Source organism: Pseudomonas sp. W2Oct36 (assembly GCF_041060465.1).
GTDB lineage: Bacteria > Pseudomonadota > Gammaproteobacteria > Pseudomonadales > Pseudomonadaceae > Aquipseudomonas > Aquipseudomonas graminis_B.
This window is the reverse complement of sequence record NZ_JAUERW010000017.1, coordinates 31,069-53,682: the sequence shown is the minus strand read 5'-3', so window position 1 is coordinate 53,682 and position 22,614 is coordinate 31,069. Positions and strand designations below refer to the sequence as shown.

The window sequence follows — 22,614 nt, the reverse complement described above, 5'->3', positions numbered from 1 at the left end:
GGAGTTTCCATGAGCGAAAGTGCAGCGAGCGAAAGCGCAGTCAAACCCCGGATCGGCATCATCGGCACCGGTGCGATCGGCGGCTTCTATGGCGTGATGCTGGCCCGGGCCGGCTTCGATGTGCACTTTCTGCTGCGCAGCGAATTCGAGGCCGTCGCCCGCAATGGCCTGCACGTGGACAGCCAGGTGCACGGCCCGTTGGTGCTGGAGAATGTCCAGGCCTACGCCTCAGCGGCTGATATGCCGCCCTGTGACTGGCTGCTGGTCGGCGCCAAGACCACCGGCAACGGCGGGGTGGCCAACGCTATCGTCCAAGCCTCGGCGCCAGACGCCAAGGTGTTGCTGCTGCAAAACGGGTTGGGCGTTGAGGAAGAGCTGCGCGCCGAACTACCGGATTCCCTTCATCTATTGGGCGGCCTGTGTTTTGTCTGCGTGCATCGCACAGGGCCGGGGCAGATCACCCATCAGGCCTTTGGTGCCGTGAACATCGGCTACCACAGCGGGCCGGCCGATTTGGCAACGCGCGGGCACTGGGTCGAGCAGGGCGCTTCGCTGTTTCACCAGGCGGGCATTGACTCCGTGGCGATGGACAACCTCGACAAAGCACGCTGGCAGAAACTGGTGTGGAACGTGCCTTACAACGGGCTTTCCGTGCTGCTCAACGCGAGCACCACGCCGCTGATGGCTGACGCCGACAGTCGCGCGCTGATCCAGGGCCTGATGGCGGAAGTGGTGCAGGGCGCCGAAGCGTGCGGGCACGTGCTGCCGGAGGGCTACGCCGAGCAATTGCTCAAGGTCACTGGCCAGATGCCGGATTACCGGCCGAGCATGTACCACGACTTCACCGAAAAACGCCCGCTGGAACTTGACGCCATCTACGCCCGGCCCCTTGCGGCTGCGCTGGCCGCCGGCTGCGACATGCCAAAGGTGCGCGCCCTGTATCACGCGCTGGCGTTTATTGATCGCGGCAATCGTTGACGGCCAATGCCGTGCGCTTGCCCACCTCCCGCTTTAAGGAAAACTGATGAGCACTCAGCTGAACGTAAAAACCCCGGGGAGCAAGCTGGTGCTGGCGATTTCCTCGCGGGCGCTGTTTGATTTGCGGGAAAGCCATGACGTTTATATGGCCAGCGGCGTTGCTGCCTATCGCCAGTACCAGATCGACCACGAGGACGAAATCCTTGAGCCCGGTGATGCGTTCCGGCTGGTGGAAAAACTGCTCAGCCTGAACGCCAGCCTGAACCAGTCCCGGGTGGAAGTGGTGCTGGTCTCGCGCAACAGTGCCGACACCGGCTTGCGCGTATTCAATTCGATTCAGCATTACGGCCTCGACATTTCCCGCGCGGCGTTCGTCGGCGGCCGCAGTCCGTTTCCGTATCTGGCCGCTTTCGGCAGTCATCTGTTCCTGTCCACCCACGCCGAAGACGTGCGCAGCGCGCTGGACGCGGGCTTCGCCGCGGCAACCATTCTCTCTGGTGGCGCCCGTCGCGCGGCCAGTGCCGAGCTGCGCATCGCCTTCGACGGTGACGCCGTGCTGTTTTCCGATGAGTCCGAGCGCGTGTATCAGTCCGGAGGGCTTGAGGCGTTTCAGGCCAATGAGCGCGAAGCGGCGCGACGGCCCTTGCCCGGCGGGCCGTTCAAACCCTTTCTCGCGGCATTGAACGCCCTGCAGCGCGAATTCCCCGAAGAGTCCTGCCCGATTCGCACGGCGCTGGTCACCGCGCGCTCGGCGCCGGCTCACGAGCGGGTCATCCGCACACTGCGCGAGTGGGACATTCGTCTGGATGAGTCGCTGTTCCTCGGCGGCCTGGACAAATCGGCGTTTCTGGAAGCTTTCGCGGCGGACGTGTTCTTCGACGATCAGCCGGGCCACTGTGAGCGCGCGCGGGAAGTGGTGGCGACCGGGCATGTGCCCCACGGCATCAGCAACGAGCTAAAACCTTGAGGCGTTAGACCGAAAAGCAGCAGTCGGGCCGCCTGAGTGCGCGGCGCGCTGCTACGCTGATTAAGTCTTCACTTCAAAGGCTGTCCGGGGGTCCCATGATCCGCTCGATGCTCTACGCCACGGACCTCGGTGCTTATGCGCCGTATACCCTGCAGCACGCGCTGGTGCTGGCACGGACCTTCGATGCCGAGCTGCACGTTGTGCATGTGGTGGAGCCAATGGGCCTGTTTGCCGAGTCCGTGTTGCAGAGTTATCTGGCCGCCGACGTGCTCAAAGAGCTGCACAGTGAGGGCGTCAACACGGTGATCGATGGCATTGAGGCGCGGGTAATGGACAGCTTTCGTGAAGAACTGGGGGAGGGGCATGAGGACCTTGCCCTGATTCGCAGCGTTCGCGTGGTCCAAGGCGATCCATCCAATGTGATACTCGATCAGGCGCGCCTGCTCAGCGTCGACCTGCTTGTGGTGGGCAGTCGCAGCCACGGCGGGGAGGGGGATACGCCGATTGGCCGGACGGCGGCGCGAGTCCTGCAACTGTCCGACGTGCCGGTGTACATGGTGCCGATGCTGCACAGGCGCACACCGAGGTGATCGCATTCCGGGAATGCGCCAAGGGCGTCAAAAGCTGCGTGCCATTACCGGATAAAAGTGATAAAAAGTTCTAGCTTTGCCTTCCTGACCAATAATCCAGTTATATACCGTCGCTGATGCCCGTGGCGTCTTCCGGCTTTGAGGGATACATATGAAGCTTCAACAACTGCGCTACATCTGGGAAGTGGCGCACCACGACCTCAACGTTTCAGCGACCGCGCAAAGCCTCTACACCTCTCAGCCAGGCATCAGCAAGCAGATCCGCCTGCTGGAAGACGAGTTGGGCGTCGAGGTCTTCGCCCGCAGCGGCAAGCACCTGACCCGCGTCACCCCGGCAGGCGAGCGCATCATCACCACCGCCGGCGAGATCCTGCGCAAAGTCGAAAGCATCAAGCAGATTGCCCAGGAATTCTCCAACGAGAAAAAGGGCACGCTGTCCATCGCCACCACCCACACCCAGGCGCGTTACGCGTTGCCGCCGGTGATCAGCAATTTCATCAAGCAGTACCCAGACGTCGCGCTGCACATGCATCAGGGCTCACCGATGCAGATCGCCGAAATGGCCGCCGACGGCACCGTTGATTTCGCTATCGCCACGGAAGCGCTGGAGCTGTTCGGCGATCTGGTGATGATGCCGTGCTACACCTGGAACCGCTGCGTGGTCGTGCCCCAGGGCCACCCGCTGACCAAAGTGCCGAAGCTGACCCTGGAGATTCTCGCCGAATACCCCATCGTGACATACGTGTTCGGGTTCACCGGCCGCTCCAAGCTGGACGAAGCATTCAGCCACCGTGGGCTGACGCCGAAAGTGGTGTTCACCGCCGCCGACGCTGACGTGATCAAGACGTACGTAAGATTGGGATTAGGCGTCGGCATCGTCGCGAAAATGGCCGTCGACCCCAAGCTGGACAGCGATCTGGTGGTGCTCGACGCCAGCGAATTGTTCGAAGCCAGCGTAACCAAGATCGGTTTCCGCCGCGGCACCTTTCTGCGCGGTTTCATGTGCGATTTCATCGAGAAGTTCGCCCCGCACCTGACCCGCGAGGTTATGGCCAGAGCCATTCAGTGCCACAACAAGCAGGAGCTGGAAGAGCTGTTTGCCGGGGTTCAACTGCCGGAGCATTGATAGGCGGCGTGCGCAAAACCTGTAGGAGTGAGCTTGCTCGCGATGCGTCGGGTCAGACGCTGAATGGCGCGTGCCAGACCGTCATCGCGAGCAAGCTCACTCCTACAAGGTTGCGATCTGCCCTCAGGACTTTGCGATCATATTCCCGGCATGCAGCCCGCATTCCTTCTGTGTCGCTTCTTCCCACCACCAGCGGCCTTCGCGTTCGTGCTGATTCGGCAGGACCGGGCGCGTGCAGGGTTCGCAGCCGATGCTGATGAAGCCGCGCTCATGCAGGCTGTTGAACGGCAGTTCGAGCATGCGGATGTAGTTCCACACGTCGGCGCTGCTCATCTGGGCGAGCGGGTTGAATTTGTACAGCGTGCGTTCCGGGGTCGAGAAGGCGCTGTCGATTTCCACTACGGCGACGTTGTTGCGCGTGCTCGGGCTCTGATCCCGACGCTGGCCGGTGGCCCAAGAGGTAACGCCGGACAGCTTGCGGCGCAACGGCTCGATCTTGCGGATCCCGCAGCACTCGCCATGGCCGTCGCGGTAGAAGCTGAACAAGCCCTTCTCCTTGACCATCGGCTCCAGTTTTTCGCGGTCCGGGCTGACGATGTCGATGTCGATTTTGTACTGCTCGCGCACCTGATCGATGAAGCGATAGGTCTCCGGGTGCAGCCGGCCGGTGTCCAGGCTGAACACTTTGACGTTCTTGTTGATTTTCCAGGCCATGTCCACCAGCACCACGTCTTCCGCGCCACTGAAGGAAATCCACAAGTCGTCGCCGAAGTGCTGAAAGGCGAATTTGAGGATGTCGGACGGGGATTTGTTGGCAAAAGTGGCGGCGATGTCGTCAACGTCAAAAGGGTGGTTCATCTGGGCGGGTTCCTGATCAGGGCTGGCGCTTAAGCGCTCGTAATGGCGCAGATGGTAACAAAAAACGTCGGGGCGTTTGGCTGAAAGCGAGGAGAGCACGGGTGCTTTGGCGGGCGGCAAACCTGTCGGGTCGCCACCCCGGTCACTCCCACAGGGTTGCATTCCCCGCCATACATCACCTAAAGGCTGCCACCCGAAACGGACAGGTTCACCGTCCCGATCACATCCCCTCCAGCGTCTCCATCAACACCCGCACTTTGGTGAAGGTTTCCTGGTATTCGGCTTCCCACTGCGAATCGGCGACGATCCCACCGCCGCCCCAACACGCCATCTGGCCGTCTTTTGCCAGCAGACTGCGGATGGCGATGGAGCTGTCCATGCTGCCGCGCACGTCCAGGTACATCAACGAGCCGCAATACAAGGCCCGACGGTTGGGCTCCAGTTCGTCGATGATCTGCATCGCGCGGATCTTCGGCGCGCCGGTGATCGAGCCGCCGGGAAAGCTGCCGCCAATCAGGTCCAGCGCGTCCTTGCCGTCGGCCAGTTCGCCGGTGACGGCGCTGACCAGATGATGCACGTTGGGATAGCTTTCCAGGCTGAACAACTCCGGCACGCTCACCGAACCGATCCGGCAGGTTCGCCCCAGATCGTTGCGCAGCAGATCGACGATCATCAGGTTCTCGGCGCGGTCTTTGTCGCTGGCGAGCAGCTCCTGCGCCAATGCGGTGTCCTCATCGGCATCCCGCCCGCGCGGCCGCGTGCCCTTGATCGGCCGGGTCTCGACCTGACGCTGGCTGACTTTGACGAACCGCTCCGGCGACAGGCTCAACACCGCATCCCCCTCTGGCAGGGCCAGATACCCGGCGAACGGCGTGGGGCAGGCCACCCGCAGGGCTTGATACGCTGCCCACGGATCACCGAGGTACTGCGCACGAAAGCGCTGGGCGAAATTGACCTGATAGCAGTCGCCGGCCTGGATGTAGGCGTGAATCCGCTCGATGGCCTGCCGGTACTGCTCGGCATCGATGTCCGGCGCGAAGGGCGCTGTCAGCGTGAACGATGGGGCCGGTTGCGCCACGGGTTGCTCGAACAGCGCGATCAGACGCTGGCGTTCTGCGTGATCAAGGGCGGGGTGAAAGACCAGCTGGCTGGTGTGGTCGTGGTGATCGCTGATCAGCGCCCAGGCGTAGAGGCCCAACCGCGCGGCGGGCAGGTGCAGGTCATCGGTAGCCTGATCGGGCAGGGGCTCGAACAGACGGCCGAAGTCATACGCCAGGTAACCGATCAACCCACCGGCGAATGGCAGCGCGCAGTGCTCGGGCAGATCAGCTTCACCGAGGCGGGCCAGTGATTCACGCAGGCGCTGGAGAAAGCCCGGACCGGATTCGTCCGCCACCGGCTGCAGGGTTTCCAGCGGCCAGGCGCTGATCAGATCGAAGCGGCCACGGTCCGCCGTCGGGCGACCGCTGTCCAGCAGCACCGCGCCCGGGGCACCGCGCACGTGGGCGAAGTAACTGCTGGGGTCGGCGTGATAGGGCAGTGGGTGTACAGAGCAAGTTGGCATGCGAGGCGTGGATCAGTCAGTGCACGAGGACGGCGATTGTAGTCTTCCCCAAGAGCGAGTCCTAGGGGGAAGGCGCAGTCGCGGGCGGCTCACCGTGCAAAATTCGTTGGGCATCCTCTGGCGTCAGCGGGTAATCGAAAAAGCGCCGGTAGAAGTCCGTCGTCTGTGCCGCCATGTCCACGTCCGGGAACAAAGCGGGATGCAACTGCTGCGCCGCCCACGCCACCTGAAGCGCGACTTCGGTGCCGTACCGATCCCACGGGAACACCCCTGCCGGGTTGCGCAGGACGCGCCCGTTGCGCACGGCCTCAAGCTGGTTCAGCAGTTGCGGTTGCGCTGCTTGGTCCAGCCGGCCTGCGTTCGCCGCGAGAATGACGACATCCGGCTGCCAGGCCAGCAACTGCTCTGCCGACACGATTTGCAGGTTGCCCTTGAGTCCCGTCGCGGCATTGCGGCCTCCGGCGAGCTTGATCCAGTCGTCGATCAGCGTGTCGGCGCCGTCCACTTTCAGCGGATTGACCGAGGCGATGTGCAGCACTTTGGGCCGTTGCTCCGCCGGGATACCCGCGACCACGCGATTGACTGCTGCCAATTGCTGATCCAGAAACCCGTTGTAGGCACGGGCCCGCACGCCGGGCTCTGTGCCGCCCAGGGCTTGAGCGGTGTTGAGCATCGAGCGTTTCAACCGGGCCAGGTCGGTGTAGCCCATCTGCATGACCGGCAGGCCCAGCTGTCGATAGGCGATGGCCTGACGGTCGCCGAGGGCGGTGAACACCAGATCGACGTGCTCGGCGAGCAAAGTTTCGGCATTGAACGCCGTGCCTTCGATGGCCGTGGCCTGGTTCAGCGCCGGCAGGATCTTGAACATCCACGGTTGGCTTTCAGGGTGGTTGACCGTCGCAACGATGCGCGAGCCGGCCCCGAGCGTCATCAGCAGCACGTGATGGGCGTACCAGGCGTCAGCGATACGCGCGGGTTCGCAGGGAAGGCTGATACGTTGGCCGCTATCGTCCTGCACCTGTCCGGGTTTCAGCAGACTGGCCTGAATGTTCTGCCCAGCGTCACCCGGATCAGCGAAGGCGCAGGCACTCAGGCCGGCGAGCAGCACACCGCTCAGCAAGCCTTTTAGCAAATGGCGCCTGCCGCCCTGCCGCCGCCTCACAGGTCCACTTGAATCGACGCCTGCACCATGCGCGGCGCGGCCGGTGTGGCGCTGGCTTGCCCGGCACCGGTGTAGCCGTTCAGCCCGCCGGGGACGATGTTGGTCCAGTAGCGTTCGTTGGCCAGGTTGGTGACCTCGAGGCGATAGACCGTGTCGCGCTTCATCAACCGGGTGCTGTAGCTGGCGCCGGCGTCGAAAGTCTTGTAGCTGCCCACCCAGTGATCGTTGCTGTCATCGGTGGGGCGGGCGCTGGCATAACGGGCGTTGAGGTTGACGGTGAGGCCCGGCACCTGATCGATGCGGTATTCGGTCAGCAGACTGGCCGTCATCCGCGACAGCCCGACGATGCGCGTGTCTTCCGTGCTGTCGTTGCCGGTGGACAGCAGCTTGGGGTCCAGCCAGGTGATGCCGCCGAACAGCTTGAGATTCTGGCTCAGGTCGCCGTCGGCGAGGAATTCCACCCCGCGATTGCGCTGATCACCCGCCACGGCATAGACGTTATCCGCCTGGGTGTAGGCGAAGGGCCGCTTGATCTGGAACGCTGCCAGCGACAGGTTGACCCCGCGCGCGACCCATTTGCCGCCCAGCTCCCACATGCGGCTGCGGTACGGCGACAGGATCGCCCCGGCGTTGCTGCTGCCGGCCGCCGCACTGTCACCCTGTTGCAGGCTGTCGGCGTAAGTCAGGTACAGCGTCAGGTCGTCCACCGGCTTGTACATCACGCTGGTCGCCGTGCTGATGCCCGAGTCTTGGGATGACGTATGGACGCCCGCTTGAGAATAATTGTCGGCGGTCAGGCGACTCTGGCTGCCGCTGAGCATCAGGCTCCATTTCGGCGTGAAGGTCAGGGTGTCGCCCAGCACGAACGAGCGCTGGCGGGCGTTGGCCGAGTGATAGCGATCGGTGAAGTCGGGGAAGTCAGGCTCGTCGAAGCCGACCGGATTGCTTAATGAGGCGCTACCCAAGGTCTTCGTGCCGCCGTTCACGGGGTTGTAGTTGTCCCAGTCGAAACCGGTGACACCGACGGTCAGGTCGTGGCGAATGCCGGCGGTGTAGACGCTACCGTTGAGGTTGGCCAGGTAGCTGTTGATGGTGAAGCGGCTGGCGGTGGCGCTCGCCACCGAGCTGCGATAGGTGCCGGCGTTGTTGATCAGCGTATTGGTGACGGCAGTGGACTCGCGGTCGGCGATCTGCCGCAGCGCGCCGATGTCGAGTTTCCAGTTGCCGTCGAAGTCATGCTTGAAATGCGCGCTGGCGGTGTCCGTGGTGTTGTTGTCGCCGGAGTAATTTTGCCCGAGGTTGCTGCGGGTCGGGTCCGGCGCGTGGGGCAGCGTCACGCCCGAGGCGACGGCGAACTTGCCGGGCAGGCCCTTGGATAGGTAGTTGTAGTGGCTGACGTTGGTTTCGATGACGCTGTCGTCACTGATCTGAAAGTCCGTGGCGAGGCTCACCAGCTGCCGGCGCAACGTGCTGCCGGGGGCATAACTGTGGCCTTGCTCGTCGGCCACGTTCAGGCGGTATTTGATCTTGCCGTCCGGGTCGAACGGGCCGCTCAGGTCAGCGGCCTTGAGCCAGGTCAGCCCGGTGCCCACGCCGACGGTCACCCGATTGCGGGTGAAATCGGTCGGGCGTTTCGACAGCAGGTTGAAGGTGCCGGCCGGGTTCGCCGGGCCATACAGCGACCCCGACAGCCCGCTCAGCACCTCGACACCGCCCAGTTGCTCGGCCGGGTAATCGGTGGTCGACACCACATTGAGGCCGTCCAGCCGGCTGTTCTGCACCACGCTCCCCTGCAGACCCCGGGTTTGCGGCCGGGCGCCGTCGGCCTGCACGGAAGGCATGTAGCGGATGATGTCCTTGAAGCTCTTGAGCTGCTGGCTGTCGATCAGGTCCGAGGACAGCACGCTAATGGAATAGGGCGTGTCCAGCAGCCTGCGCTCACCCATCGGGCCGAGGGTCGCCGACTTCTCCCGCGCCTCATCGGCAATCGACTGTTCGGCACTGATGTCCAGCGGCGCCAGGGTCATTTCTTGGGCCAGGGTGACCTGGGCGAAGCCGCCGAACAAGAGTGGCGCGAAGGCCAGGCGCGTGGAAAGGGATCGGGTCATGCAAACACTCAGCAAGGAATGAAAAAGCGGTGGCCGCTGCTGTCGATCTGCTCGACGGCGACCTGGTAAAGACGCGCCATGAGGGCGCTGTCGATGACGTCGTGGGGCGCGCCGTCGGCGATGAGTCGGCCGTCGTGCAGGACCAGCACGCGATTGGCCGAGGCAAGAGCGTGTTCAGGGCGATGGGTGCTGGACAAAATGCTGATGCCTTGGGCGGCGAGGCGCTTGAGCAAGGCCAGCAGGCGCAGCTGATGGCCGTAGTCGAGGCCGGTGACCGGCTCATCAAGAATGATGGTATTGGCGCGCTGGACCATGGCCCGGGCGATCAGCACCAACTGACGCTCGCCGCCGGACAGCTCGGTGTACGGCCGTTCACTTAAATGAAGGATGCCCAGGTCGGTCAGGGCCTGCTGCACAGAGGTCTTGTCGTCGCGGCTCGGTGCATGGCCCAGGCCCACGCTGGGCAATCGCCCCTGCCCAACGATGTGGGCGACGCTAAACGGAAAGCTCGGCACATGGCTCTGGGGCACATAGGCAATCTGCCTGGCAATGGCACGGCGCTTCATCGAGCGCATCGGTTGGCCGTCGATCAGCACCTCGCCGGCGTGGGGTGTCATCAACCCCAGCAGCAGTTTCATTAAGGTGCTTTTTCCGGCGCCGTTGGCCCCCAGGAGGGCGATGTTGTCGCCGGCGGCGATGTCCAGCGAGACGTTATCGAGGATCACGCGGTCGCCGATTCGATAGCTCAGTTGACGGGCCTGCAAGCGCTTCATAGCCAACCCTTGCGCACGCGATGCAGCACCAGCACAAAGGCGATCGCGCCGAACAGCTCGGTGATGATGCCGAGGGGGATCTCTCCCGCCGACACGCTGCGAGCGACGCCGTCGGCCGCCAGCAGGAAGATCCCGCCCAGGCAGGCGCTGAGGGGCAGCAAGCGCGAATTGCCGGGGCCGACCAGCAGCCGCGCCAGATGCGGAATCAACAAGCCGATCCAGCCGACCATCCCCGCCAGACTCACAGTGAGTGCGCAGATCAGCGTGGTCAGCACGATCAGGCCGCCACGGATCTGCTCGACCGGCACGCCCAGGCTCAGGGCCTCGTCATCACTCAGGGACAGCGCGTCGATGGCGCGGCCGGTCAGGCACAGCAGCACAATCGCCACGGCCAGAATCGGGCCGATGATCCACAGTGCTTGAACATCCACGGCACTGAGGCTGCCGAGCAGCCAATAGACGATGCTCGGCAACTGATCCACCGGATCGGCCATGTATTGGGCGATGGACAGCAAGGAGGTGAAGAGGGCGTTCGCAACGATGCCGCCGAGCACCAGCAGCAAGATCGACGGGGTGTGGAACAGGTGCGCGATGCCCAGACCGACCGCCACGGCGATCAGCCCGGTCATGCAGGCGACCAGCGCAATGGCCAAAGGCGGCAGGTGCCAGATGATCCCCAGCGCAGCGCCGAAGGCACAACCGCTCAACACCCCCAGCAAGCCCGGCGACACCAGCGGATTGCGGAACACGCCCTGATACGCCGCGCCCGAGACGGAAAGCCCGGCGCCCACTAGAACCGCTGCGATAACCCGAGGCAGGCGCGCCTCGATGATCAGGCTGTGGAGCAGGTCATAGCGCTGGGCGGGCATGTCGCTGAGGCCGAGCATCGTTGCGATGAACGTGCTGAATTCGTGGATTGAGATGTGATAGCGACCCAATAACAGCGCGCAGGCGGCCGTCACGATCAATGCCAACAGGCTGAGCAACAGAGGGGAATACAGCCTGGCAGAAGACATCTGTTACTCATTGTTTCGGTATGTAAAAAACTATACAGCGATGGGAGAGGGTTCTCCAGCGACGGAATGCCGCATGGGGTGAATCTTCATTTGGCAGGAGGTTGTGTGCGGGAATATTGGGCTGAATTTTGCGGTGCGCCGCCTGACGCCTTCCCGGCTAAAGCCGGTCCTACGAATGTGTGCGGTGCTTGGTAGGACCGGCTTCAGCCGGGAAGGGGGCGGTGGGGGCGCTATCAGATTTGCGGTGTGGCGCGTGACGTTTTCCCGGCTAAAGCCGGTCCCACAGTCGAGGTCCAGCCAACAGTCGGCGTTTCAGCCGGTCCCACGGACGGCACGCGGTATTTAGTGGGACCGGCTTCAGCCGGGAAGGGGCCGGTGTGATCGCCATCAGTTTATCGGCGAACACCGATCAGCCTGATCAATCGACACAACTCAAACATGCCCAAACAACCCCTGGGCAAACTTGACCCGCTCTTCCGGGCTCTCCTGAACACCGTCCGCCGCCAGCTCTTCCAGCCGCTTCTCCACCGCCACGGTCCGGTGAGTCAGCCCGCAGTCATTGGCGATCTGGATGTTCAGCCCCGGCCGGGCATTCAGCTCCAGAATCAGCGGCCCGCGGTCCTGGTCCAGCACCATGTCGACGCCGATATAACCCAGGCCGCACAGCTCGTAGCACTCGGCCGCGAGCTTCATGAAACCGTCCCAGTTCGGCAGTTGCACGCCATCCACCGCATTGGTGGTGTCGGGGTGCTTGCTGATGATGTTGTTCAGCCAGGTGCCGCGCAGCGTCAGGCCGGTCGCCAGATCGACGCCGACACCGATGGCGCCCTGGTGCAGGTTGGCCTTGCCGCCGGACTGCCGGGTGGGCAGGCGCAGCATCGCCATCACCGGGTAACCCATCAGCACAATCACGCGGATGTCCGGGACGCCCTCGTAACTGATGCTCTTGAAAATCTGATCTGGCGTAACCCGGTATTCGATCAGCGCGCGATCGCGATGGCCGCCCAGGGAGTACAGCCCGGTGAGAATGCTGGAAATCTGATGCTCGATTTCGTCGTGGCTGATGATGCGCCCGGAAATCGTGCGGAAACGCTCTTCGAATCGGTCGGCGATGACCAGAATGCCGTCGCCGCCTGCACCCTTGGCCGGCTTGATGACGAAATCGCTGCGCCCGCCGATGATCGTGTCGAGCTTGTCGATTTCCTTCTCGGTGGAAATGATCCCGTACATCTCGGGCACGTGAATGCCCGCCGCGATCGCCCGCTCCTTGGTGATGATCTTGTCATCGACGATGGGGTAGAGGCTGCGCTTGTTGTACTTGAGCACGTAGTCGGCGTTACGCCGGTTGATGCCCATGATCCCCTTGGCTTCCAGCGCCTTCCAGGTTTTCCACCAGCCGATCATTTATGGGTTTCCCGCTCGGCGTCTTCCTTGAGGAAGGCCTTGAAGCGGACCAGTTCGGTCAGCCGATAACCGCGATAACGCCCCATCGCCAGCATGAAACCCACCAGGATCAGCAGGATGGCCGGGAAGGTGAACACGAAGTAAATGAACTCCGGGATGCTCATGATGATGTGTGCCAGGGAGGCCGCAAACAGCGTGCCGATGGCGACTTTCATCGCATGGCCGCCGCCACGTTCTTCCCAGGTGATCGACAGGCGTTCGATGGTCATGGTCAGAATCACCATCGGGAACAGCGCCACCGACAACCCGCGCTCAAGGCCCAGCTTGTGACTGAACAGGCTGATGGCGGCAATCAGCACCACCACGAAGGTCAGCACCACCGACAGCCTCGGCAGCATTTGCAGCTTGAGGTGTTCGAGGTACGAGCGCAGGGACAGGCCCAGCGCCGTGATGATGGTGAACAGCACGATGCCAAAGCCCAGCTGGGTCTCGCGGAACGCCAGCGCGATCAGTACCGGGGTGAACGTACCCAGGGTTTGCAGCCCAACCAGGTTGCGCAGGATCAGGATCACCAGCACGCCGATCGGGATCATCACCATGATCATGAAGGTCTGCTGGGTTTGCAGCGGCAGGCTGTACAGCGAGTATTCGAGGAAGTCGGCGTCGGTGCTTTCATCGGTCAGCTTGGCCAGACGAATCGCGTTCATCTCGCTGTTGTTCAGGCTGAAACTCACGGTGGCCTTTTTGCCACCCTCCACGGAGATCAGGTTGTCGTTGCCGATCCACCACAGCAGGCGGTCCTGGGGCAGGCCCGCTTCGCCGGTTTCCGGATTGAAATACAGCCAGTCCTTGCCATTGAAGCTGCGCAGCCACAGTTCGGGTGACTGCGGCTGATCGGCGACCAGGCGAATGGTATGGGCTTTCTCCACCGGCACGTGGGCGATGGACAGCAGGGTTTCAGTGATCCGCGCCTTGTTCTGCACCGACGTGTCGCCGGCCAGCAACAGCTTGACGTTGTCGTCGCTCAGATTGTTGACACGCTTGATGGCTTCGCTGACGAAGGTCTCGACGTCGGCGGAATGTTGCCGGATCGGCGCAAGCAGCGCGTCGGCGGCGATTTTTTCCGGGCCTTCCACAACGATGCTGTCGCGGAAGATCGGCCCTTTGATCTTGGCTTTCTCGCCGCTGTAGCGCTTGGTCAACACCAGCCGGTAGTACAACGTCTGATTGCCGTTGGCCCGGCGCGCGGACCAGGTGACCTTGCGGTTGCCGTCGGCGCGATTGACGTTCACGCCGTAGTTGTTGGAGATGAAGCTTTCATTGAGGCTGATGTAATCCCGGGACAGTGGTGGCACGTACATCTGCACCTTGACCGTGTCCTTGGGGTTGGCGACGAACTCGACCTTGGCGTCGATGTTCCACAGGTCGTCGGTTTCGTCTTCGGTCACCGGAATGCCGAGCACCAATATCTGGTAAGCCGTGATCGCGATGCCCAGCGTGACGAGGGTCGCGATCAGGATTTTCAGATGGAGGGTAAGAGAGCGCATGTCGTTACTCTGCGGTTTGAGCATCGGTGACGCAGGCAGGCTTGCCGGCTGCGTATTTCAGACTTGGATCAACCAGCGCATCGAAGTGCTTGAGGGCTTCGGAGCCAATCAAAAGCGGGTATTGGAATGCGCTGCGGTCGGTCAAGTTCACTTCTATGGTGCGCAGCGCCCCGCCCATGCAGACATCCAGGCTGATGACCGGGCGGGCGGTGTACTTCTTGTCGTCATCGGCGTCGATGTCGCCGGCGCGGCGCTTGATCTTGCTGACCCGGGCCAGGGGACGTTCGATGGGGTGTTCGTGGGCATCGTCGATGGCCAGGTAAAAACGCACCCAGGATTCGCCATTGCGCTTGAAGCGTTTGATGTCGCGGGCGCTCAGGGAGGCGGTTTTGGCGCCGGTGTCCAGTTTGGCGGCAACCTGCAGGTCGATGTCGGCAAGCTCGGCGTATTCGTTCAGGCCATAGACGGTCTTTTCAGCGGCAGAGGCCAGACTGGGGAGAAAAAACCCGGGCAGAAAAAGGCCCGGCAGGTACAGGGATAAGAGGAAGAGAAGAGGGTGGCGGCTCATAAGTCCAGGCGCGATGAAAAGTGAAAGAGCTGCTTTGACGCCGAAATCGGCTTTTGGTTTGACCAAGGGTGCCGATCCTGCGAAGGCCGCTTGCTGCCCCTTGGGGGCTGGAGCGGCCGGCATTCTAGCATGAAGCTTTTGTGGCGCGACCGAGGGGCTTCGCGGATAGGTGCCGTCAGACACTTCGCCAAAACCTGTCGCCATTAGACGATTGTCGACAATCAACCATTTAGCTTTGACGTAATAGCCGTGTTTCGCTAGATTTACTGGCATTAACTCTTAAGGTGTCAACAATGTTGAATGCCGCAGAAACCCTCCCTCCGACGTCGATGGACGCCGAGACGCTGTCCGAGAACGTCTTTCGGCGTATTCAGGCGGCCATCGTCAAAGGCGACATCGCCCCCGGCAGCAAGATCTCCGAGCCCGAGCTGGCGCGGACCTACGGCATCAGCCGCGGGCCGTTGCGCGAGGCCATTCACCGGCTTGAAGGTCAGCGCCTGTTGGTGCGCGTCCCCCACGTTGGTGCGCGGGTGGTTTCCCTGAGCCATGCCGAGCTGGTCGAGCTCTATGAAATCCGCGAATCCCTCGAAGGCATGGCCTGTCGTTTGGCCGCCGAGCGCATGACGGTTGAAGAAGTCGACGAGCTGCGCCGGGTGCTGGAAACCCATGAGCGTGACAGCGCGTTTCAGGCCGGCGTCGGCTATTACCAGCAGGAAGGCGACTTCGACTTTCATTACCGGATCATCCAGGGCGCGCGTAACAGCACGCTGACCCAGATGCTCTGCGATGACCTGTACCAACTGGTGCGCATGTACCGCATCCAGTTCTCGACGACACCCAATCGCCCGCGCCAGGCGTTCGCCGAGCACCACCGTATTCTCGACGCCATCGCCGAACGTGACGGCGAGCTGGCCGAGCTGTTGATGCGCCGACACATTGCCGCGTCCAAACGCAATATTGAGCAGCGCTTTCACGCTGCCACTGCCCGAGGTGAACAATGACCACAAGCACCACTCCCGGCCAACGCTTCCGTGACGCTGTCGCCAGTGAACATCCGCTGCAAGTGGTCGGCACGATCAACGCCAACCATGCGCTGCTGGCGCAACGGGCCGGCTTCAAGGCGATTTACCTGTCCGGCGGCGGTGTGGCGGCGGGTTCGCTGGGGGTGCCGGACCTCGGCATTACCGGCCTGGACGACGTCCTCACCGACGTGCGCCGCATCACCGACGTCTGCGACCTGCCGCTGCTGGTGGACGTCGACACCGGTTTCGGTGCCTCGGCGTTCAACGTGGCGCGCACGGTCAAGTCGATGATCAAGTTCGGCGCGGCGGCGATGCACATCGAAGACCAGGTCGGCGCCAAGCGCTGCGGTCACCGGCCCGGCAAGGAAATCGTCTCGCAGCAGGAGATGGTCGATCGCATCAAGGCGGCGGTGGATGCGCGAACCGACGACAGTTTCGTGATCATGGCGCGCACCGATGCGCTGGCGGTGGAAGGGCTGGAATCGGCACTGGACCGCGCCGCAGCGTGCATCGAAGCGGGTGCGGACATGGTCTTCCCGGAAGCGATCACCGAGCTTGAGATGTACAAGCTGTTTGCCTCGCGGGTAAAGGCGCCGATCCTCGCCAACATCACCGAATTCGGCTCGACGCCGCTGTTTACCACCGACGAGCTGAGGTCCGCTGAAGTGGCGTTGGTGCTGTATCCACTGTCGGCGTTCCGGGCAATGAACAAAGCGGCGGAAAACGTCTACACGGCGATTCGTCGCGACGGCACCCAGAAGAACGTCATCGACACCATGCAAACGCGGATGGAGTTGTACGAGCGCATTGACTACCACGCGTTCGAGCAGAAGCTTGATGCGCTGTTTGCGCAGAAGAAATCGTAGAAAAGCCGCAAACGAATTGCCGATTCCCACACAACTACAAGACTGGAGACAGCAATGGCTGAAGCAAAAGTATTGAGCGGCGCAGGCCTGCGAGGCCAGGTGGCCGGGCAGACAGCGTTGTCCACCGTCGGCCAGGCCGGCGCCGGATTGACCTACCGCGGCTACGACGTGCGTGAACTCGCCGCCGACGCCCGATTCGAAGAAGTCGCGTACCTGCTGCTGTACGGCGATCTGCCGACCCAGGCGCAACTCGACGGCTACCTGAAGAAACTCCAGGGCCTGCGCGACCTGCCCCAGGCGCTGAAAGAAGTGCTGGAGCGCATTCCCGCCGACACCCACCCCATGGACGTGATGCGCACCGGCTGCTCGATGCTCGGCAATCTCGAGCCCGAAGCCAGCTTCACCCAGCAGCTCGATTCCACCGACCGGCTGCTGGCCGCGTTCCCGGCGATCATGTGCTACTGGTACCGCTTCAGCCACGAAGGCAAGCGCATCGACTGCGTCACCGACGAGGTGTCCATCGCCGGGCACTTCCTGAAGCTGCTGCTGGACAAGGCGCCGAGCGAACTGCACCGCAAGGTCATGGACGTGTCGCTGATTCTCTACGCCGAGCACGAATTCAACGCCTCGACCTTTACCGCGCGAGTTTGCGCATCGACCCTGTCCGACCTGTTTTCCTGCATCACAGCGGCCATCGGCACCCTGCGCGGGCCTTTGCACGGCGGCGCCAATGAAGCGGCGATGGAGATGATCCAGAAATTCGCCTCCGCCGAAGAAGCGACGAAGGGCACTTTGGCGATGCTCGAACGCAAGGACAAGATCATGGGCTTCGGCCACGCGATCTATAAGGACAACGACCCGCGTAACGAGGTGATCAAGGGTTGGTCGAAAAAGCTCGCAGAGGAGGTGGGCGACACGGTGCTCTTTCCGGTTTCCGAAGCCATCGACAAGACCATGTGGGAGCAAAAGAAGCTGTTCCCCAACGCTGACTTCTACCACGCCTCGGCGTACCACTTCATGGGCATCCCGACCCAGCTGTTCACCCCGATCTTCGTTTGCTCGCGCCTGACCGGATGGGCCTCTCACGTGTTCGAACAGCGCGCCAACAACCGCATCATCCGACCGAGCGCCGAATACATCGGCGTCGAACAGCGCAAATTCGTGCCTATCGAACAGCGCTGATGGGCAAAGGAGAGTTCCACGGGGCTCTCCACCCGTAACTTTTCCGTGATCGAGTCCTGACGATGAACACTGAATACCGCAAATCGCTGCCCGGCACGGCGCTGGATTACTTCGACGCCCGCGCGGCGGTCGATGGGATCAAGCCCGGTGCCTACGCCACGCTGCCGTACACCTCCCGCGTGCTCGCCGAAAACCTGGTGCGCCGTTGCCATCCGACGACGCTGACGGCCTCGCTCACACAACTGATCGAACGCAAGCGCGACCTCGATTTCCCATGGTTTCCCGCGCGCGTGGTCTGCCACGACATCCTTGGCCAGACCGCACTGGTCGACCTGGCCGGCTTGCGCGACGCCATCGCCGACATGGGCGGCGACCCCGCGCAGGTCAATCCGGTGGTGCCCGTGCAGTTGATCGTCGACCACTCGCTGGCGGTCGAATGCGGGGGCTACGACCCGGATGCCTTCAGCAAGAACCGGGCGATTGAAGACCGTCGCAACGAAGACCGTTTCCACTTCATCAACTGGACCAAGCAGGCCTTCAAGAACGTCGAAGTGATCCCGCCGGGCAACGGCATCATGCATCAGATCAATCTGGAGCGGATGTCACCGGTGATCCAGACGCTGAACGGCGTCGCCTTCCCGGACACGCTGGTCGGCACCGACAGCCACACCCCTCACGTTGATGCGCTGGGCGTCATCGCCATCGGCGTCGGCGGCCTGGAAGCCGAGAACGTCATGCTCGGCCGCGCCTCGTGGATGCGCCTGCCGGACATCATCGGCGTCGAACTGTCGGGCCGTCCGCAGCCAGGCATTACCGCCACCGACGTGGTGCTGGCGCTCACCGAATACCTGCGTCAGCAAAAGGTCGTCGGCGCGTACCTGGAGTTCTACGGCGAGGGCGCCCGCGCGCTGACCCTCGGCGACCGCGCGACCATCTCGAACATGGCCCCCGAATACGGCGCCACCGCCGCCATGTTCAGCATCGATCAACAGACCATCGACTACCTCAGGCTGACCGGCCGCGAAGACCAGCAAGTGCAGCTGGTCGAGACCTTCGCCCGCCATACCGGGCTCTGGGCCGACAGCCTGGTCAGCGCCGAATATGAGCGGGTGCTGCGTTTCGACCTGTCCAGCGTGGTGCGCAACATGGCCGGGCCGTCCAACCCCCATGCACGTGTAGCCACGGCCGATCTGGCCGCCAAAGGCATCGCGGCGCCGTGGCAGGAGACCCCGGGCCAAATGCCGGATGGCGCGGTGATCATCGCTGCCATCACCAGCTGCACCAACACCAGCAACCCGCGCAACGTCATCGCCGCAGGTTTGCTGGCGCGCAACGCTAATCGTTTGGGGCTGACGCGCAAACCCTGGGTGAAGTCGTCCCTGGCGCCGGGCTCGAAAACCGTCGCGCTGTACCTGGATGAAGCAGGGCTGACCGGCGAGCTGGAGCAACTGGGTTTCGGCATCGTCGCGTTCGCCTGCACCACCTGCAACGGCATGTCCGGCGCGCTGGATCCCGTGATCCAGCAGGAAATCATCGACCGCGACCTGTACGCCACGGCGGTGTTGTCGGGCAACCGCAACTTCGACGGGCGCATTCACCCTTACGCCAAGCAGGCGTTTCTCGCCTCGCCGCCGCTGGTGGTGGCCTACGCCATCGCCGGAACAATCCGCTTCGATATCGAGAAAGACGTGCTGGGCCTCGGCCCCAACGGCGAAGAAATCCGCCTGAAAGACCTCTGGCCGAGCGACGCCGAGATCGACCAGGTGGTGAAGGCCTCGGTCAAGCCGGAGCAGTTCCGTCAGGTGTACATCCCGATGTTCGCCATCCACGAAGACACCGGCCCGAAAGTCGCGCCGCTGTACGACTGGCGCCCGATGAGCACCTACATTCGTCGCCCGCCGTACTGGGAAGGCGCGCTCGCCGGCGAACGAACCCTCAGGGGCATGCGTCCGCTGGCGGTGTTGCCGGACAACATCACCACCGATCACCTGTCGCCGTCCAACGCGATCATGCTCGACAGCGCCGCCGGCGAATACCTGGAGAAAATGGGCCTGCCGGAAGAGGACTTCAACTCCTACGCCACCCATCGCGGCGATCACCTGACGGCCCAGCGCGCCACGTTCGCCAACCCCAAGCTGTTCAATGAAATGGTGGTGGAGAACGGCAAGGTCAAGCAGGGTTCCTACGCGCGGATCGAACCGGAAGGCCAGGTCACGCGGATGTGGGAGGCCATCGAAACCTACATGGCGCGCAAGCAGCCCCTGATCATCATTGCCGGCGCCGATTACGGTCAGGGTTCGTCCCGGGACTGGGCCGCCAAGGGCGTGCGTCTGGCGGGCGTTGAAGTCATCGTCGCCGAGGGCTTCGAGCGTATCCATCGCACCAATCTGGTGGGCATGGGCGTGCTGCCGTTGGAGTTCAAACCGGGCACCAATCGCCTGACCCTGGGTATCGACGGTACTGAAACCTTCGACGTGATCGGCGCGCGTACGCCGGGCGCAACGCTGACGCTGATCATCCAGCGCAAGAATGGCGAGCGTGTGGAGGTGCCGGTGACCTGCCGTCTCGACACGGGGGAAGAGGTGTTGATCTACGAGGCCGGCGGCGTGCTGCAACGCTTCGCCCAGGACTTCCTCGAATCCTCCGCCGTCGCCTGAGCCGACGCGCGCTCTTTATGACGCGCGCTCTATATAAAGAAGGAGCAGTTGATGGCTTCCACCGCACAGATCAAGATTCCCGCGACCTATATGCGCGGCGGCACCAGCAAGGGCGTGTTTTTCCTCCGGGACGACCTGCCTGAAGCCGCGCAAACCCCCGGTGCGGCCCGTGATGCCTTGCTGTTGCGGGTGATCGGCAGCCCCGACCCCTACGCCAAGCAGATCGATGGCATGGGCGGCGCGACGTCGAGCACCAGCAAAACGGTGATCCTGTCAAAGAGCGAGAAAGCCGATCACGACGTCGATTACCTGTTTGGTCAAGTGGCCATCGATAAGCCCTTCGTCGACTGGAGCGGCAATTGCGGCAATCTGTCAGCGGCAGTCGGCCCGTTCGCGATCAGCAACGGTCTGGTTGACCCGGCGCGCATTCCCCGGAACGGCGTGGCGGTGGTGCGCATCTGGCAGGCCAACATCGGCAAAACCATCATCGCCCACGTGCCGATGACCGACGGCGCGGTGCAGGAAACCGGCGATTTCGAGCTCGACGGCGTGACCTTTCCGGCGGCGGAAGTGCAGCTGGAATTCATGGACCCTGCCGCAGACGAGGAGGGCGCAGGCGGCTCGATGTTCTCCACCGGCCATCTGGTGGACGAGCTTGAAGTGCCGGGTGTGGGAACCTTCAAGGCGACGATGATCAATGCCGGCATCCCGACGATTTTCGTCAACGCCCGGGACATCGGCTACACCGGCAGCGAATTGCAGGACGCAATCAACAGCGATCCGAAGGCCCTGAGCATGTTCGAAACGATTCGGGCCTATGGCGCCGTGCGCATGGGGCTGATCGGCACGGTCGAGGAGGCAGCGACGCGTCAGCACACGCCCAAAGTAGCGTTCGTGGCCGCGCCTGCGGACTACCTGTCTTCCAGCGGCAAGCGCGTCACCACCGAAGACACCGATCTGTTGGTGCGCGCCATGTCCATGGGCAAGCTGCACCACGCGATGATGGGCACCGCAGCAGTGGCCATCGGCACGGCGGCCGCGATTCCCGGAACGCTGGTCAATCTGGCAGCGGGCGGCGGCGAGCGCAGTGCAGTGCGCTTCGGCCATCCTTCCGGAACCCTGCGTGTCGGCGCTGAAGCGGTATTGGTCGACGGCGAATGGCAAGTCAAAAAAGCCATCATGAGCCGCAGCGCCCGGGTATTGATGGAGGGATGGGTGCGAGTGCCGGGCAACAGCTTCTGACCGGAGCGCATGGCCTGCTCCGGCCAACTTGCAGCTTGCAGCTTCAAACTTGCAGCTGCGCAGCTACTTAAACCGCCGCTCCACGCCTTTCTCCACCAGCACCTTGGCCGAGATTTCCTCCACCGAAAAATGCGTGGAATTGATGTGCGGGATGTTTTCGCGGCGGAACAGGCCCTCGACTTCGCGCACTTCGAACTCGCACTGGGCGTAGCTGGCATAGCGGCTGTTGGGCTTGCGTTCGTGGCGGATCGCGGTGAGGCGGTCGGGATCGATGGTCAGGCCGAACAGCTTGTCCCGGTGCAGCTTCAGCGCGGCAGGCAACTGCAGGCGCTCCATGTCATCTTCGGTCAGCGGGTAATTGGCCGCGCGGATGCCGAACTGCATGGCCATGTACAGGCAGGTCGGGGTTTTGCCGCAGCGCGACACCCCCACCAGGATGATGTCGGCCTTGTCGTAGTAATGGGTTCTGGCGCCGTCGTCGTTGTCCAGCGCAAAGTTCACCGCCTCGATCCGCTCCATGTAGTTGGAGTTGTGCCCGATCGAGTGGGATTTCCCCACCGAGTACGAAGAGTGTGAACTAAGCTCCAGCTCCAGCGGGGCGAGGAAGGTCGAGAAGATGTCGATCATGAAGCCGTCTGAGGTCGCGAGAATCTCGCGGATGTCCTGGTTGACGATGGTGTCGAAAATGATCGGACGGGCTTCGTCCTTCTCGGCGGCCTTGTTGATTTGCTGCACCATGGCCCGCGCCTTCTCGACGCTGTCGATATAGGGCCGCGTGAACTTGTTGAATGTAATGTTTTCAAATTGCGCTAGCAGACTCTGGCCAAGGGTTTCGGCGGTGATGCCGGTGCCATCGGAGATGAAAAAAGCGGATCGTTTCATTTGCGCCCCGGGGCCTTAAGCTGAAGACAATTTGTGGATATGATAGGCCGGCTTGCGGGCCATGACTGGCCGCATTCTACCTGTTTTCAATCGCCGCGATTC

General features: G+C 62.8%; 19 protein-coding genes. 9 read left to right on the top strand and 10 right to left on the bottom strand.

Annotated features, from left to right (window positions below):
• The first annotated feature begins 9 nt into the window (after positions 1-9).
• From QWI18_RS19885 to cysB, 4 genes are all read left to right on the top strand, one after another.
• Positions 10-978, top strand: coding sequence for a putative 2-dehydropantoate 2-reductase (locus tag QWI18_RS19885; protein ID WP_369319669.1), 969 nt, complete (start codon positions 10-12; stop codon positions 976-978).
• A 46-nt stretch (positions 979-1,024) separates the two neighbouring features.
• Entirely contained in the window at positions 1,025-1,945 is a 921-nt protein-coding gene (locus QWI18_RS19880) for a 5'-nucleotidase (RefSeq protein WP_074892511.1), read from the top strand.
• A 95-nt stretch (positions 1,946-2,040) separates the two neighbouring features.
• A complete protein-coding gene (locus QWI18_RS19875; protein WP_296313394.1) occupies positions 2,041-2,535 on the top strand; it encodes a universal stress protein in 495 nt (164 codons plus the stop codon).
• A 151-nt stretch (positions 2,536-2,686) separates the two neighbouring features.
• Positions 2,687-3,661, top strand: a complete 975-nt coding sequence (gene cysB, locus QWI18_RS19870) for an HTH-type transcriptional regulator CysB (RefSeq protein WP_065988516.1) — start codon at positions 2,687-2,689, stop codon at positions 3,659-3,661.
• Positions 3,662-3,784: 123 nt separating this feature from the next.
• On the opposite strand, the gene QWI18_RS19865 is transcribed toward cysB, so the two are convergent.
• From QWI18_RS19865 to QWI18_RS19825, 9 genes are all read right to left on the bottom strand, one after another.
• Complete coding sequence (locus QWI18_RS19865; protein WP_192130219.1) at positions 3,785-4,519, bottom strand: phosphoadenylyl-sulfate reductase; 735 nt, start codon at positions 4,517-4,519, stop codon at positions 3,785-3,787.
• Positions 4,520-4,739: 220 nt separating this feature from the next.
• Positions 4,740-6,083: an aminodeoxychorismate synthase component I gene (gene pabB, locus QWI18_RS19860; protein ID WP_369319668.1), complete on the bottom strand. Its 1,344-nt coding sequence runs from the start codon at positions 6,081-6,083 to the stop codon at positions 4,740-4,742.
• Positions 6,084-6,144: 61 nt separating this feature from the next.
• A complete protein-coding gene (locus QWI18_RS19855) occupies positions 6,145-7,215 on the bottom strand; it encodes an ABC transporter substrate-binding protein (protein ID WP_369319667.1) in 1,071 nt (356 codons plus the stop codon).
• A gap of 26 nt (positions 7,216-7,241) precedes the next feature.
• Complete coding sequence (locus tag QWI18_RS19850; protein ID WP_369319666.1) at positions 7,242-9,353, bottom strand: TonB-dependent receptor; 2,112 nt, start codon at positions 9,351-9,353, stop codon at positions 7,242-7,244.
• A gap of 8 nt (positions 9,354-9,361) precedes the next feature.
• The gene (locus tag QWI18_RS19845) at positions 9,362-10,126 is read right to left on the bottom strand and encodes an ABC transporter ATP-binding protein (protein WP_369319665.1); all 765 of its coding nucleotides are present in this window, start codon (positions 10,124-10,126) and stop codon (positions 9,362-9,364) included.
• On the bottom strand, positions 10,123-11,142 hold the full coding sequence (locus QWI18_RS19840) for a FecCD family ABC transporter permease (protein WP_369319664.1): 1,020 nt from the start codon (positions 11,140-11,142) through the stop codon (positions 10,123-10,125). The genes QWI18_RS19845 and QWI18_RS19840 overlap by 4 nt, the downstream gene beginning before the upstream one ends.
• Before the next feature lie 432 nt (positions 11,143-11,574).
• The gene (locus tag QWI18_RS19835; protein ID WP_167355790.1) at positions 11,575-12,543 is read right to left on the bottom strand and encodes an alpha-L-glutamate ligase-like protein; all 969 of its coding nucleotides are present in this window, start codon (positions 12,541-12,543) and stop codon (positions 11,575-11,577) included.
• Positions 12,543-14,093 (bottom strand): inactive transglutaminase family protein, encoded by a 1,551-nt coding sequence (locus tag QWI18_RS19830; RefSeq protein ID WP_065988742.1) that lies wholly within the window; start codon positions 14,091-14,093, stop codon positions 12,543-12,545. Before QWI18_RS19830 ends, QWI18_RS19835 begins: the two co-directional genes overlap by 1 nt.
• A 4-nt stretch (positions 14,094-14,097) precedes the next feature.
• Positions 14,098-14,661, bottom strand: a complete 564-nt coding sequence (locus tag QWI18_RS19825; RefSeq protein ID WP_192130509.1) for an ATP-dependent zinc protease — start codon at positions 14,659-14,661, stop codon at positions 14,098-14,100.
• A gap of 293 nt (positions 14,662-14,954) precedes the next feature.
• On the opposite strand from QWI18_RS19825, the gene QWI18_RS19820 reads away from it, so the two are divergent.
• The 5 genes from QWI18_RS19820 to prpF all read left to right on the top strand — a co-directional run bounded on the left by QWI18_RS19820 (position 14,955) and on the right by prpF (position 21,630).
• Positions 14,955-15,662 carry a GntR family transcriptional regulator gene (locus QWI18_RS19820; protein ID WP_369319663.1) on the top strand — a complete coding sequence of 236 codons (708 nt, stop codon included), beginning with the start codon at positions 14,955-14,957 and terminating at the stop codon, positions 15,660-15,662.
• Entirely contained in the window at positions 15,659-16,549 is an 891-nt protein-coding gene (gene prpB / locus QWI18_RS19815) for a methylisocitrate lyase (RefSeq protein ID WP_369319662.1), read from the top strand. The genes QWI18_RS19820 and prpB overlap by 4 nt, the downstream gene beginning before the upstream one ends.
• A gap of 54 nt (positions 16,550-16,603) precedes the next feature.
• The gene (gene prpC / locus QWI18_RS19810) at positions 16,604-17,731 is read left to right on the top strand and encodes a 2-methylcitrate synthase (RefSeq protein WP_369319661.1); all 1,128 of its coding nucleotides are present in this window, start codon (positions 16,604-16,606) and stop codon (positions 17,729-17,731) included.
• Between the two features lie 62 nt (positions 17,732-17,793).
• The gene (gene acnD / locus QWI18_RS19805; RefSeq protein WP_369319660.1) at positions 17,794-20,388 is read left to right on the top strand and encodes a Fe/S-dependent 2-methylisocitrate dehydratase AcnD; all 2,595 of its coding nucleotides are present in this window, start codon (positions 17,794-17,796) and stop codon (positions 20,386-20,388) included.
• Positions 20,389-20,439: 51 nt separating this feature from the next.
• On the top strand, positions 20,440-21,630 hold the full coding sequence (prpF, locus tag QWI18_RS19800; RefSeq protein WP_369319659.1) for a 2-methylaconitate cis-trans isomerase PrpF: 1,191 nt from the start codon (positions 20,440-20,442) through the stop codon (positions 21,628-21,630).
• 63 nt (positions 21,631-21,693) lie between these two features.
• On the opposite strand, the gene QWI18_RS19795 is transcribed toward prpF, so the two are convergent.
• Positions 21,694-22,512: a pyruvate, water dikinase regulatory protein gene (locus QWI18_RS19795; RefSeq protein ID WP_074887131.1), complete on the bottom strand. Its 819-nt coding sequence runs from the start codon at positions 22,510-22,512 to the stop codon at positions 21,694-21,696.
• Positions 22,513-22,614: the final 102 nt, after the last annotated feature.

Coding starts and splice junctions, on each gene's coding strand:
- QWI18_RS19885 (WP_369319669.1), top strand. CDS start 10: ATGAGCGAAAGTGCAGCGAGCGAAAGCGCAGTCAAACCCCGGATCGGC.
- QWI18_RS19880 (WP_074892511.1), top strand. CDS start 1,025: ATGAGCACTCAGCTGAACGTAAAAACCCCGGGGAGCAAGCTGGTGCTG.
- QWI18_RS19875 (WP_296313394.1), top strand. CDS start 2,041: ATGATCCGCTCGATGCTCTACGCCACGGACCTCGGTGCTTATGCGCCG.
- cysB (WP_065988516.1), top strand. CDS start 2,687: ATGAAGCTTCAACAACTGCGCTACATCTGGGAAGTGGCGCACCACGAC.
- QWI18_RS19865 (WP_192130219.1), bottom strand. CDS start 4,519: ATGAACCACCCTTTTGACGTTGACGACATCGCCGCCACTTTTGCCAAC.
- pabB (WP_369319668.1), bottom strand. CDS start 6,083: ATGCCAACTTGCTCTGTACACCCACTGCCCTATCACGCCGACCCCAGC.
- QWI18_RS19850 (WP_369319666.1), bottom strand. CDS start 9,353: ATGACCCGATCCCTTTCCACGCGCCTGGCCTTCGCGCCACTCTTGTTC.
- QWI18_RS19845 (WP_369319665.1), bottom strand. CDS start 10,126: ATGAAGCGCTTGCAGGCCCGTCAACTGAGCTATCGAATCGGCGACCGC.
- QWI18_RS19840 (WP_369319664.1), bottom strand. CDS start 11,142: ATGTCTTCTGCCAGGCTGTATTCCCCTCTGTTGCTCAGCCTGTTGGCA.
- QWI18_RS19830 (WP_065988742.1), bottom strand. CDS start 14,093: ATGCGCTCTCTTACCCTCCATCTGAAAATCCTGATCGCGACCCTCGTC.
- QWI18_RS19825 (WP_192130509.1), bottom strand. CDS start 14,661: ATGAGCCGCCACCCTCTTCTCTTCCTCTTATCCCTGTACCTGCCGGGC.
- QWI18_RS19820 (WP_369319663.1), top strand. CDS start 14,955: ATGTTGAATGCCGCAGAAACCCTCCCTCCGACGTCGATGGACGCCGAG.
- prpB (WP_369319662.1), top strand. CDS start 15,659: ATGACCACAAGCACCACTCCCGGCCAACGCTTCCGTGACGCTGTCGCC.
- prpC (WP_369319661.1), top strand. CDS start 16,604: ATGGCTGAAGCAAAAGTATTGAGCGGCGCAGGCCTGCGAGGCCAGGTG.
- acnD (WP_369319660.1), top strand. CDS start 17,794: ATGAACACTGAATACCGCAAATCGCTGCCCGGCACGGCGCTGGATTAC.
- prpF (WP_369319659.1), top strand. CDS start 20,440: ATGGCTTCCACCGCACAGATCAAGATTCCCGCGACCTATATGCGCGGC.
- QWI18_RS19795 (WP_074887131.1), bottom strand. CDS start 22,512: ATGAAACGATCCGCTTTTTTCATCTCCGATGGCACCGGCATCACCGCC.